Genomic DNA, 13,041 nt, shown 5'->3' on the forward strand with positions numbered 1-13,041 from the left:
CGTGGTCGATACGACGCCTCCCGTCGTGACCGATCCCGCCGTGCCGGCTCCCGCGCCGACGCCGCCGTCCCCCGGGCCGGTCCCGCCCGTGGTCGATACGACGCCTCCCGTCGTGACCGATCCCGCCGTGCCGGCTCCCGCGCCGACGCCGCCGTCCCCCGGGCCGGTCCCGCCCGTGGTCGATACGACGCCTCCCGTTGTGACTGACCCCGCCGTGCCGGCTCCCGCGCCGACGCCACCGCCCACCGGCCCGGTCCCGCCCGTGGTCGATACGACGCCTCCCGTTGTGCCCGCTCCCGTCGCGCCGGGAGCGGGCGGCGGCGCCCCATCGGAATCGATTCGTTTCGCCGACCTGCTCGCCGGGCGCAATGCCATCGCCGCCGCCAATGCGATCGACGGTCTACCCGACGGGCATGAGCTCTACCGACACGCGCTGAACCTGCCCGAAGGCGCGCCACAGGCGTACTTTTCGGCGCTCGCCGGGGAGCTGCACGTCAGCGTCCGCCATGCGCTGCCCGGCCTGGACGCCACGATCCGCAGCGTGCCCCTGGCGCATCTGCGCGCCAATCTGTCCGCGGGCCTGCGTCCCGGCGAACCGACCGCGGCGGCCGGCCTGAGCGACGCCGCGCCGGCCGCGTCCACGCTGCCCGCCGCCCGCGCCCGACCGGTCTGGGCGCAACTGATCGGCAACTGGCAGCGCCACGACGCGACCGATGACACGGCCGCCGTCCGACTGCGCACCACCGGCCTCTTCGTCGGCGCGGATCATGCCGTCGGGGCCGGCTGGCGCCTGGGCGGCGCGCTCGGATACACCGACAGCCAGTTGCGCACCGATGGCACGGCCGCCAGAAGCGGCATCGACAGCTACAGCGCGCTCGCCTACGGCGGCAAGGCCTTCGAGGCCGGTCCCGGCAAGCTCAATCTGATGCTGGGCGTGTCCCATACCTGGCACCACATCGACACGCGGCGCCGCGTCGCCGTCGGCGGCCTGGACCAGACGCTGCGCGCCAGTTATCGCGCCGGCGCCACCCAGGTCTTCACCGAACTGGGCTACACCCTGGCCGCCGGAGGCGGCTTGGCGCTCGAACCCTACGCCGGCCTGGCCTGGGCCGGCCTGCACAGCCGTGCATTCCAGGAAAGCGGCGGCAGCGCCGCGCTCTCGGGCACGCGCCAGGCCACTCACACCACCACCACCACCGTGGGGTTGCGTGCCCGCCAGGCGCTGGAGCTGGGTACGGTGCAAGGCAGCGTCACGGCGGGCGCGGGCTGGCGCCGCGCGTTCGGCGATCTGCGGCCGACCTCGACGCTGGCGTTCGATACCGGCTCCGCCTTTACCGTCACCGGCGCGCCCATCGCCCGCAACGCCGCGCTGCTCGAAGCCGGGCTGCAGGCGCAGACTGGCCGCAATGCGACGGTCGCGCTGGACTACGCGGGCCAACTCGGGGCGGGTAACCGCGACCACAGCGCCACGCTGAGCTGGCGCTGGGCGTTCTGACCGGGTCACGGGCGCGCTCCCGCGGCGCGCGCCCGGATCGTTTCCAGGCGTCCTCGCGAAGCGGCCGGCCCGCTATTTATCAGACCGTTTAACGAGACGAAGGCCGCGGTTTTGCACCCCCTGAACCGTATGATGCCGGTCACCCACCGACAAAGGATTCCGCGGGCCGACGCCGTCCTGTCCACACGCCAATCCACTGACTATCCGCTTGCGCCGCTGCCTTGGGCCTGAAGCTGCGACGTTCGCCCGCAGCGTCGCCAGCACCGGTGACCCGAGGGGTTCCGAAGCCTCGGCCGCAATGACGCGGCGGAACATTTTCGTTCGAGTTCAACATGCATTGGTTTTCCCTCAAGCGTCTGTTCCATCGCAAGCGCGACACGCGAAGCGCCGACCTGTACGGTCAGATCGCGGCGATCCACAAGGCGCAGGCGGTTATCGAGTTCGACCTCGATGGCCATGTGCTGATGGCCAATCAGAACTTCCTCGACGCCATGGGCTACGAACTCGACGAACTGATCGGCCAACACCACCGTATCTTCGTCGCGCCCGACCGCCGCGATTCGCCGGAGTACAAAGCCTTCTGGGACAAGCTCAAGCGCGGCGAGTACGACGCGGGACGCTACCGCCGCATCCACAAGGACGGCAGCGATGTCTGGTTGCAGGCCAGCTACAACCCGATCCTCGACACGTCGGGCCGGCCCTTCAAGGTGGTCAAGTACGCCACCGACGTCACCGAGCAGCAGCGGCGCCAGGCCGACACCGAGGGCCAGCTCGAAGCCATCTCCAAGGTGCAGGGCATCATCGAGTTCGAGCTGGACGGCGCCATCATCCGCGCCAACGACCTGTTCCTGGACGCGATGGGCTATCGCGAAGACGAGTTGCGCGGCCGGCATCACAGCATGCTGGTGTTGCCCGAGGAGGTGCGCAGCCCGGCCTACAAGGAATTCTGGCGCAAGCTGCGCGGCGGCGAGTACGACACCGGCCAATACCTGCGCATCGGCAAGAACGGCCGCCGCGTCTGGATCGAAGCCAGCTACAACCCGATCTTCGATGCCGAGGGCCGGCCATTCAAGGTGGTGAAGTTCGCCACCGACATCACCAAGCGCTTCACCGCCGCGCAGACGCTGCGGGTGGCGGTGCAGGGCCTGACCGAGAACGCCGAACGCGCCAGCCAGGCCAACACGCTGGCGCGCGATGCCTGCCAGGTCGCCGAGGAAGGCGGCAAGACCGTGGCCGGCGTGGTGGCCACCATGGGCGCCATCACCGACAGTTCGCGGCGCATCTCGGAAATCATCGGCGTCATGGATGGCATCGCCTTCCAGACCAATATCCTGGCCCTGAACGCCGCGGTCGAGGCGGCGCGCGCCGGCCCGCACGGCAAGGGTTTCGCGGTGGTGGCGGCGGAAGTGCGCAGCCTGGCGCAGAACAGCGCGTCCGCGGCCAAGGAGATCAAGGATCTGATCACCACCTCGGTCGAACAGATAAGCAGCGGCGCCGGGCAGGTGCAGTCCGCCGGCGTCACCATGGAGAACATCGTCACCTCGTCGCGCCGGGTCACCGAGATCATGGGTGAAGTAGTCGAGGTCTCGCTGGCGCAATCGGCCAAGCTGGTCGAGGTTACCGAGGACATCACGCAGATGACGGCCGAAGCGGCCCAGGAACTGCAAAGCGCCTATGACGTGCAGGCCAGGCCCGTGACGTCCCGCGAAACAGCCACCGCGCGGGTCGCCGCATCCGGCAAGCGGGCACCCGCCCAGCCGGCGCTGGAGTACGTGCGCTATTGACCCCGCGCGATAGGGCTGACGCGCGAAAGGCGTCCCGCCCGGACGCGCCGGCGATTGCCGGTGGCAATGAAAGACGGGCGCCGTCATCAGCGCCCGCTGTGTGTTGCCGCTGCCGGCTTACGCCACGGCGACCGGGATCTTGCCGATCCTGGCCTGCCATTCCTTCGGCCCCGTGGTGTGGACCGAGGTGCCCTGGGCGTCAACCGCCACGGTCACCGGCATGTCCTTCACGTCGAACTCGTAGATGGCTTCCATGCCCAGGTCGGCGAAACCCAGCACCTTGGCGCCGCGGATCGCCTTGGACACCAGGTAGGCCGCGCCGCCCACGGCCATCAGGTAGGCCGAGCCGTGCTTCTTGATCGACTCGATCGCGACGGGGCCGCGCTCGGACTTGCCGATCATCGCGATCAGGCCGGTCTGCTCCAGCATCATGTCGGTGAACTTGTCCATGCGGGTGGCGGTGGTCGGACCGGCCGGGCCCACCACTTCGTCGCGCACCGGATCAACCGGGCCGACGTAGTAGATGACGCGGTTGGTGAAGTCCACCGGCAGCGGCTCGCCCTTGGCCAGCATGTCCTGGATGCGCTTGTGCGCGGCGTCGCGGCCGGTCAGCATCTTGCCCGACAGCAGCAGGGTCTGGCCCGGCTTCCAGCTGGCGACCTCTTCCTTGGTCAGCGTGTTCAGGTCGACCTGCTTGGACTTGTTGTAGTCCGGCGCCCAGTGCACTTCCGGCCATTCCGACAGCGACGGCGGGTCCAGGCGCGCCGGGCCCGAGCCGTCCAGCTCGAAGTGGGCGTGGCGGGTGGCCGCGCAGTTCGGGATCATGGCAACCGGCTTGGAGGCCGCGTGCGTCGGGAAGGTGTTGATCTTGACGTCCAGCACGGTGGTCAGGCCGCCCAGGCCCTGGGCGCCGATGCCCAGCGCGTTGACCTTTTCGTACAGCTCGATGCGCAGCTCTTCGAGCTTGTTCTGCGGGCCGCGGGCCAGCAGTTCGTACATGTCGATGTCTTCCATCAACGACTGCTTGGCCATCAGCATGGCCTTTTCGGCGGTGCCGCCGACGCCGATGCCCAGCATGCCCGGCGGGCACCAGCCGGCGCCCATGGTCGGGACCGTCTTGAGCACCCAGTCCACCAGCGAGTCGCTGGGGTTGAGCATGGCGAACTTGGACTTGTTTTCCGAACCGCCGCCCTTCGAAGCCAGCTGCACGTCGACCTTGTCACCCGGGACCAGCTCGACGTGCAGGATACAGGGCGTGTTGTCGCGAGTGTTCTTGCGGGCGAACAGCGGATCGTCCAGCACCGAGGCGCGCAGGGGATTGTCCGGGTTCAGGTAGCCGCGGCGCACGCCTTCGTCGCACAGTTCCTGCAGGGTGCGCTTGGTGTCGAAGCGCACGCCCATGCCGACCTTCAGGAACACGTTGACGATGCCGGTGTCCTGGCACAGCGGGCGCTTGCCTTCGGCGCACATGCGCGAGTTGGTCAGGATCTGCGCCATCGCGTCGCGCGCGGCCGGGCTTTCCTCGCGCTCGTAGGCGCGGGCCAGGTGGCGGATGTAGTCGACGGGGTGGTAATAGCTGATGAACTGGATGCCATCGGCTATCGACTGGATGAAGTCTTCTTCTTTGATGAGGACGGACATGGCGATATGCGATTAACGAAGGGAACGTGAAAACGCGGCCGACCTACCGGCCAGCCGCGCTGGTGAAAGGATTGCTTTTGCCGCCGGGCCGCCCCAAGGCAAAAGAGCCCCCGCGGGGGGCAGCTAGCTCGCGCAGCGAGCGCGGCGTGGGGGCACCCATTTATTTGCCTTGCCAGACGGGCTTGCGCTTCTCGGCGAAAGCCGTGGCGCCTTCCTTGGCGTCGGCCGACGAGAAGATGTGGGCGATCAGCGGACGCTGGCGGCTGAACATCTCTTCCTGGGTCCAGTCGCCGGACTGCGCCACGATGCTCTTGGCGGTCTGCACCGACAGCGGACCGTTCTCGACGATGGCGCGGGCCAGTTCCAGCGCGCCGGCCAGGGCGCCGCCCGGCTCGGTCACGCGGTTGACCAGGCCGAAGCCGTAGGCGCGCTCGGCGCCCAGCATGTCGCCTGTCAGGATCACTTCCATGGCGATGTGGTAAGGCAGGCGGCGCGGCAGGCGCAGCATGCCGCCGGCGCCGGCCACCAGGCCACGCTTGACTTCGGGCAGGCCGAACTTGGCGTTGCTGGCGGCCACGATCAGGTCGGACGCCAGCGCCATTTCGCAGCCGCCGGCCAGGGCGTAGCCTTCGACCGCGGCGATCAGCGGCTTTTTCGGCGGCGCTTCGTTCAGGCCGGCGAAACCGCGGCCTTCGACGTACGGACGCTGGCCCGACTTGGCGAAGGCCTTCAGATCCATGCCCGACGAGAACGTGCCGCCCGCGCCCGTCAGGATGCCGATGCGCACGTCGTCGCGGCTGTCCAGCTGATCCAGCGCGGCGGCCATGGCCTGGGCGGTTTCCAGGTTGATGGCGTTCTTGGCCTCGGGGCGATTGATGGTGATGATCTGGATGCCGTCGGCGACTTCCACCTTGATCAGGTCAGACATGCGGATGCTCCTTCCGGGGTTTTGGGGATGTTGGTTTTATATAAGACTGGTCAACCTGGAATGATACGACCAATGCCGGACAGCCGCAGGGCGCCGCGCCGCCGGTGTCCGCCTGGAGCACGCCCCGTCCGAGATGTAACGGCCAGGATGTAACCGCCATCCCGGGGTCCGCCCCCGGGGCCGCCCCGGGCCAGTTAAAATGCCCGGTTTCCCACGCCCACGGCAGACGTCGCCCGGCGATCGAATTCCAAGAATCCTATGCTCACCTTTCAGCAAATCATCCTTACGCTCCAGGAATACTGGGACAAGCAGGGTTGCGCCCTGCTGCAGCCCTACGACATGGAAGTCGGCGCCGGCACCTCGCACACCGCCACTTTTCTGCGGGCGATCGGCCCGGAGCCCTGGCGCGCGGCCTACGTGCAGCCCTCGCGCCGCCCCAAGGATGGCCGTTACGGCGAGAACCCCAACCGCCTGCAGCACTACTACCAGTACCAGGTGGTGCTGAAACCCGCGCCCCCGGAAATCCTGGACCTGTACATCGGCTCGCTCAAGGCGCTGGGCATCGACCCCACCCAGCACGACATCCGTTTTGTCGAGGATGACTGGGAAAACCCGACGCTGGGCGCCTGGGGCCTGGGCTGGGAAGTGTGGCTCAACGGCATGGAAGTAACCCAGTTCACCTACTTCCAGCAGGTCGGCGGCCTGGATTGCACCCCGACCACGGGCGAGATCACCTACGGCCTGGAACGCCTGGCCATGTACCTGCAGGACGTGCAGAGCGTGTACGACCTGGTCTGGACCGAAGGCGCCAACGGCCGCCGCGTGCTGTACCGCGACGTGTTCCACCAGAACGAAGTGGAACAGTCCACCTACAACTTCGAATATTCGTCGGCCGAGATGCTGTTCGCGCACTTCAACGACTACGAAGCCGAGGCCAAGCGCCTGATGGACGTGCCGCTGGCGCTGCCGGCCTATGAAGCCACGCTCAAGGCCGCGCACACCTTCAACATGCTGGACGCGCGCGGCGCGATCAGCGTGACCGAGCGCGCCGCCTATATCGGCCGCATCCGCAACCTGTCGCGCGCCGTCGCGCAGGCCTACTACGATTCCCGCGAACGACTGGGCTTTCCCATGCTGGGCCGCGACAAGGCCGCCGGGGAGGCTGCATAAATGACGACGAACATCCGCCCCCTGCTGGTCGAGCTGCTGACCGAAGAACTCCCGCCCAAGGCCCTGCAGAAGCTGGGCCAGGCTTTCGCCGAGGGCGTGCGCGCCACGCTGGCGCGCCACGGCCTGCTGGCCGACGGCTGCGCCGTCGAGCCCTACGCCACGCCGCGCCGCCTGGCGGTGCGCCTGTCGGCCGTGCTGGCCCAGGCGCCCGACCAGGCCTACGCCGAAAAGCTGATGCCCGTGAAGATCGGCCTGACCGAAGACGGCAAGGCCACTCCGGCGCTGCAGAAGAAACTGGCCGCCAAGGGCCTGGAAAACATCGACCTGGCCACCCTGGAACGGGAATCCGACGGCAAGCAGGATTACCTGGTCGCCCGCGGCACCGCCCCCGGCGCCGCGCTGGCCGCCGGCCTGCAGGAAGGCATCGACGCGGCCATCGACGGCCTGCCGATCCCCAAGGTCATGCGCTACCAGTTGGCCGATGGCGAAACCACCGTCAAGTTCGTGCGCCCGGCGCACGGCCTGATCGCGCTGTTCGGCGCCGACGTGGTGCCCGTGGCCGCCCTCGGCCTGACCGCCGGCCGCGAGACGCTGGGCCACCGCTACATGAGCAGCGGCGCCATCGCCATCGCCGATGCCGACGCCTACGCCGCCACCCTGGCCGAAAAGGGCCGCGTGGTGGCCTCGTTCGAAGGCCGCCGCGACGAGATCCAGCGCCAGTTGCTGGACCACGCCGGCCGCCTGTCGGCCACGCTGGGCGACGACCCCGAAGTGGCCGCCCTGCTCGATGAAGTCACCGCCCTGGTCGAACACCCCACCGTCTACGTCGGCGAGTTCGAGGAACAGTTCCTGCAAGTGCCGCAGGAATGCCTGATCCTGACCATGCGCCTGAACCAGAAGTACTTCCCGCTGTTCGACCCGGCCAGCGGCCGCCTGACGCACCGCTTCCTGATCGTGAGCAACATGCGCACGGACAACCCGGTGAACATCGTCGAAGGCAACCAGCGCGTGGTGCGCCCGCGCCTGGCCGACGCCCAGTTCTTCTTCGAGACCGACCGCAAGACGCCGCTGGCCGCGCGCGTCGAGCAACTGGGCTCGATCGTCTACCACAACAAGCTGGGCACCCAGCTCGAACGCGTCGAGCGCGTGCGCGCCATCGCCCGCGACGTGGCCGGCAAGCTGGGCGGCGACGTCGCCGCCGCCGACCGCGCCGCGCTGCTGGCCAAGGCCGACCTGGGCTCGAACATGGTGGGCGAGTTCCCCGAGCTGCAAGGCATCATGGGCGCCTACTATGCCGCCGGCGACGGCGAGCCGGACAGCGTCGTGCAGGCGCTGCGCACCCAGTACCGCAACCGTTACGACACGCCGGTCTCGCAGGACGACCTGACCGCCGCCACGCTGTTCATCGCCGAACGCGCCGAGACCCTGGTCGGCATCTGGGCCATCGGCCTGGCGCCCACCGGCGAACGCGACCCCTTCGGCCTGCGCCGCGCCGCGCTGGGCCTGATCAGCGCCTTCGAGCAACTGGCCGCCGGCGGCTGGCTCAAGCTCAACCAGGACGGCCCGCTGTCCCTGGACGGCCTGCTGGCCGCCACCGCCGCCACCTTCCCGGCCGGCAAGATCCCCGCCGACACGCTGGCGGAAGTGCGCGCCTTCATCTACGAACGCTACCGCAACCAGTTGATCAACGAGCACGACCGCAACGCGGTCGAGGCCGTCATCGCCCTGACGCCGCCGCTGCACCAGGTGGGCGAGCGCGTGCGCGCCGCCGCCGCCTTCGCGCAGATGCCCGAAGCCGCCAGCCTGGCCGCCGCCAACAAGCGCATCGGCAACCTGCTCAAGAAGGCCGAGGGCGAGATCGGCGCGGTCAATGACGCCGCGCTGGTCGAGCCCGCCGAAAAGGCGCTGGCCGCCGCCATCGCCGCGCTGCGTCCGCAGGCCGAGGCGCAACTGGCCGCCGGCGACTTCGCCGCCAACCTGCGCACGCTGGCGCAGGCGCGCGAGCCGGTGGACGCTTTCTTCGCCGACATCATGGTCATGGCCGAAGACCCCGCGGTGCGCGCCAACCGGCTGGCGCTGCTGGGCCAGTTGCACACCCTGATGAACCAGGTCGCTGACATTTCCAGGCTGGCACAGTGAAGCTCATCATCCTCGACCGCGACGGCGTCATCAACCAGGACAGCGACGCCTTCGTCAAAAGTCCCGACGAATGGATCGCCCTGCCCGGCAGCCTGCAGGCCATCGCCCGCCTGACGCAGGCGGACTGGACGGTGGTGGTCGCCACCAACCAGTCCGGCCTGGCGCGCGGCCTGTTCGACATGGACACGCTGACCGCCATCCACACCAAAATGCGACGCGAGCTGGCCGCCGTCGGCGGCAGCGTGGACGCCGTCTTCATGTGCCCGCACGGCCCGGACGATGACTGCACCTGCCGCAAGCCGCGTCCCGGCATGTTCGAGCAGATCGGCCACCGCTATGACGTCGACCTGGCCGGCGTGCCGGCCGTGGGCGACTCGCTGCGCGACCTGCAGGCCTCCACCGCGGCCGGCTGCGCGCCGTGGCTGGTGCTGACTGGCAACGGCAAGAAGACGCTGGCCAAGGGCGGCCTGCCCGACAACACCCGGGTCTGCGACGACCTGTCGGCCGTGGTCGACGCCTTGCTCCAGGACAACTGATGGCCCGGCTGCGCTCGCTCCTTTATTTCCTGTTCCTGGCCATCACGGTCATCCCCTATGCCTTCGCCTGCGTGCTGTGGGCGCCGCTGCCGCTGCACCTGCGCTACAAGCTCACGGTGGGCTGGCCGCGCCTGGCGATCTGGGGCGCCAAGGTGTTCTGCGGCATCCGCTGGCAGGTCAAGGGCTGGGAAAACCTGCCTGACGGCCCGGCGGTGCTGCTGTCCAAGCACCAGTCGGCCTGGGAAACGCTGTTCTTCCCGGCCTACATGCCGCGCGAAGTGTGCTTCGTCTACAAGAAGGAACTGCACATGGTGCCGTTCTTCGGCTGGGGCCTGGCGCTGCTGCGCATGATCGCCATCGACCGTTCCAAGGGCCGCGACGCCTTCGAACAGGTGGTCAAGCAGGGACAGGTCCGGCTGGACGAAGGCCGCTGGCCGCTGCTGTTCCCGGAAGGCACGCGCGTGCCGCCAGGCAAGACCGCGCGCTTCAAGATGGGCGGCGCGCTGCTGGCCTCGCGCACCGGCGCGGTGGTCATCCCGGTGGCGCACAATGCCGGCGAATGCTGGCGCCGCAACGCCTTCGTCAAATATCCGGGCATGGTTACGCTGTCCATCGGTCCCGCGATAGAATCGAAGGGAATCTCCCCCGAGGAACTGAACCAGAAAGTGCAGGACTGGATCGAAGGGGAAATGCGGCGTCTCAATCCAGAAAGGTATGCCCAGCACTGACCAGCTCGAACTCCTGTTCGACGTGCAAGACTCCGACGCGTCTGCCGACGCGTCGCCCTTGAGCGCGTCTCCCGCGCCGCGCAAGGCGCCGGTGGCCACGCCGCCCGCGCCGCTGTTCCCTCCCCCTCCTGCCTCCTCCGCGCCCAAGCCGACCGGCGAACCGCTGCTGACGCTCTCGCCCAACGCCGCCGCACGCGTGCCCACCCCCTGCCCCGATCCGCTGCCGCCCGGCGCGCGCTGGCGCGAGGTGGACACCGATCCGCAACCCATCGGCTTCGTGCTGCTGCGCTCGCGCCGCCGCAGCATCGGCTTCGTCATCACCGACGACGGCCTGCGCGTCACCGCGCCCAATTGGGTCACGCTGGCGCAGATCGACGACGCGGTGCGCGAGAAATCCCGCTGGATCGTCGCAAAGCTGCGCGAATGGCACACCCGCAAGCAGCAGCTGGCCATGGCGCACACGCGCTGGCAGGCGGGCGGCGAACTGCCCTACCTGGGCAAGCGCATCGTGCTGGGCGTGGGCGGCGACAGCCGCCAGACCCGCCTGTCCGGCGATGCCGAGGCCCCGGCCGACGGCGACACGCTGTGGCTGGCGCTGCCGGCCGACGCCGACCAGGGCCGCATCCGCGACGCCGCCCAGGCCTGGCTGCAGCAGCGCGCCGGCGCCTGGTTCGGCGCCCGGCTGGCGCACTTCCTGCAGATCAGCGGCCTGAAGATCCGCCGCTGGCGCCTGTCGTCGGCGGCCACGCGCTGGGGCTCGTGCACCAGCGACGGCAACATCATGCTGAACTGGCGCCTGATCCATTTCGCGCCCGCCATCATCGACTACGTCATCGCGCACGAACTGGCGCACCTGCGCGAAATGAACCACAGCCAGGACTTCTGGCGCGAAGTCGGTCAGATCCTGCCCGACTTCGAGGAAGCCAAGAACGTGCTGCGGCGCCACGACCCCGCCTCGCTGCCGCAATTCTAGGGTCGGCGCGAGACGCCCGCGCAACCGGCCCAGGGGCCAGTTCCCACTAAAAGAAGCCTCGCATGAGCACCCACGGAGACACACCATGCTTCTGCTGATTCCCGGCCCGGTCACGACCGATGCGCGGGTGAAGGCCGCCATGGCGCAGGACTATGCGCCCTGGGACAACGAATTCCGCGCGCTGTACCGCCAGGTCTGCGCCGACGTGCTGCGCGTGGCCGAGGCCGACGCGGACACGCACGTGGCGCTGGCGCTGCCGGGCTGCGGCCACTTCGCGGTGGAAGCCGCCATCCGCACCCTGGTGCCGCCCGGCGGCCGCCTGCTGGTGCCGTCCACCGGCGCCTACGCCGGCCGCCTGCAGAAGCTGGCCGCCGAGGCCGGCCGCGTCGCCGTGCCGCTGTACGTGGGCGCGCGCGACCGCGTCGACCCGCAGGCCGTGGCACAGGCGCTGGAGCAGGACCCGAGCCTGACGCACGTCGCGCTGGTCTACAGCGAAACCGGCAGCGGCATCTGCCACGACGTGCCGGAACTGGCCCGCATCGCCCACGCGCTGGGACGCCGCGTCATCGTTGACGCGGTCTCGGCGTTCGGCGCATTGCCGCTCGAGATGCGCGCTCTGCCCGCCGTGGACGCCGTGGTGCTGACGGCCAACAAATGCCTGGAAGGCCTGCCCGGCGCCGCCTTCGTGGTGGGCCGCCGCGACAGCCTGGAGGCCGCGCGCGGCAACGCCGGCAGTTGGTCTCTGGACCTGGCCGACATCTACCAGCACACCCTGGCGCCCAACGCCGGCCCGCGCTTCACCCCGCCGGCGCCGACGCTGGCGGCGCTGGCCGTGGCGCTGGAGCTGTATCATCAGGAAGGCCGCGAAGCCCGGCTGGCGCGCTACACCGCCAACATGCGCACCCTCTACGACGGCGTGGCCGGCCTGGGGCTCAGCCCCTACTTGCCGCCCGCGCTGCAGGGCCCGATCGTCGTCAACGTGCACGCGCCCGACGCGCCGACCTGGAACCTGCAGCTGTTCGTGGACGCGCTCAAGCAGCGTGGCTTCGTGCTCAGCAATTTCACCAACACCGAACTGCCCACTTTCCGGGTAGGTTGCATCGGCGCCTTCGGGCCCGACCAGATGCGGCTCGCGGTCGACGCCATGGGCGGCGCGCTGCAAGACCTCGGCATAACCCGGGAGTCCGCCGGACACGTCCACGGCTTCCCGCCACCCCTCATCGCTTAAGGAATTCCACCATGCGTATGCTCCACACCATGCTGCGAGTCGGCAACCTCGACAAGTCCATCGACTTCTACACCAACGTGCTCGGCATGCGCGTCCTGCGCCGCAACGACTACCCGGACGGCAAGTTCACGCTGGCCTTCGTCGGCTACCAGGATGAATCGGAAGGCGCGGTGATCGAACTGACCCACAATTGGGACACCGACAAGTACGACCTGGGCAACGGCTACGGCCACATCGCCCTGGAAGTCGACAACGCCTACGAAGCCTGTGACAAGGTCAAGGAACGCGGCGGCAAGGTCACCCGCGAGGCCGGCCCGATGAAGCACGGCACCACCGTGATCGCCTTCGTCGAGGACCCGGACGGCTACAAGATCGAGTTCATCCAGAAGAAGGGACGAGTGGATTGAACCCACCCGCCA

At 69.0% G+C, this 13,041-nt stretch carries 11 protein-coding genes; 9 read left to right on the forward strand and 2 right to left on the reverse strand.

The annotated features are described in order from the left end of the window. The coding region (locus HV742_RS21225; RefSeq protein WP_175146294.1) for an autotransporter outer membrane beta-barrel domain-containing protein at positions 1 to 1,495 on the forward strand (1,495 nt) is incomplete at its 5' end. 332 nt (positions 1,496 to 1,827) lie between these two features. Continuing rightward, complete coding sequence (locus tag HV742_RS21230) at positions 1,828 to 3,279, forward strand: methyl-accepting chemotaxis protein (RefSeq protein ID WP_175146295.1); 1,452 nt, start codon at positions 1,828 to 1,830, stop codon at positions 3,277 to 3,279. Between the two features lie 117 nt (positions 3,280 to 3,396). On the opposite strand, the gene HV742_RS21235 is transcribed toward HV742_RS21230, so the two are convergent. Both HV742_RS21235 and HV742_RS21240 read right to left on the reverse strand, forming a co-directional pair. Further along, the gene (locus HV742_RS21235; RefSeq protein WP_049071502.1) at positions 3,397 to 4,920 is read right to left on the reverse strand and encodes a fumarate hydratase; all 1,524 of its coding nucleotides are present in this window, start codon (positions 4,918 to 4,920) and stop codon (positions 3,397 to 3,399) included. Between the two features lie 160 nt (positions 4,921 to 5,080). Continuing rightward, entirely contained in the window at positions 5,081 to 5,848 is a 768-nt protein-coding gene (locus HV742_RS21240; RefSeq protein ID WP_100509444.1) for a crotonase/enoyl-CoA hydratase family protein, read from the reverse strand. Between the two features lie 258 nt (positions 5,849 to 6,106). On the opposite strand from HV742_RS21240, the gene glyQ reads away from it, so the two are divergent. The 7 genes from glyQ (at position 6,107) to gloA (ending at position 13,029) form a co-directional block, all read left to right on the forward strand. Beyond that, a complete protein-coding gene (glyQ, locus tag HV742_RS21245; RefSeq protein ID WP_006388861.1) occupies positions 6,107 to 7,018 on the forward strand; it encodes a glycine--tRNA ligase subunit alpha in 912 nt (303 codons plus the stop codon). Beyond that, positions 7,019 to 9,157 (forward strand): glycine--tRNA ligase subunit beta, encoded by a 2,139-nt coding sequence (gene glyS, locus HV742_RS21250; protein WP_175146296.1) that lies wholly within the window; start codon positions 7,019 to 7,021, stop codon positions 9,155 to 9,157. Next, a complete protein-coding gene (gmhB, locus tag HV742_RS21255) occupies positions 9,154 to 9,693 on the forward strand; it encodes a D-glycero-beta-D-manno-heptose 1,7-bisphosphate 7-phosphatase (RefSeq protein WP_054416445.1) in 540 nt (179 codons plus the stop codon). Before glyS ends, gmhB begins: the two co-directional genes overlap by 4 nt. After that, positions 9,693 to 10,421: a lysophospholipid acyltransferase family protein gene (locus HV742_RS21260; RefSeq protein ID WP_049071494.1), complete on the forward strand. Its 729-nt coding sequence runs from the start codon at positions 9,693 to 9,695 to the stop codon at positions 10,419 to 10,421. Before gmhB ends, HV742_RS21260 begins: the two co-directional genes overlap by 1 nt. After that, positions 10,408 to 11,394 carry a M48 family metallopeptidase gene (locus tag HV742_RS21265; protein WP_175146297.1) on the forward strand — a complete coding sequence of 329 codons (987 nt, stop codon included), beginning with the start codon at positions 10,408 to 10,410 and terminating at the stop codon, positions 11,392 to 11,394. Before HV742_RS21260 ends, HV742_RS21265 begins: the two co-directional genes overlap by 14 nt. 85 nt (positions 11,395 to 11,479) lie before the next feature. Then, entirely contained in the window at positions 11,480 to 12,622 is a 1,143-nt protein-coding gene (locus HV742_RS21270) for a 2-aminoethylphosphonate--pyruvate transaminase (protein ID WP_175146298.1), read from the forward strand. 11 nt (positions 12,623 to 12,633) lie between these two features. Next, positions 12,634 to 13,029, forward strand: a complete 396-nt coding sequence (gene gloA / locus HV742_RS21275) for a lactoylglutathione lyase (protein ID WP_049071490.1) — start codon at positions 12,634 to 12,636, stop codon at positions 13,027 to 13,029. Positions 13,030 to 13,041 lie beyond the last annotated feature (12 nt).

This window comes from Achromobacter ruhlandii, assembly GCF_902859695.1.
GTDB lineage: Bacteria > Pseudomonadota > Gammaproteobacteria > Burkholderiales > Burkholderiaceae_B > Achromobacter > Achromobacter ruhlandii.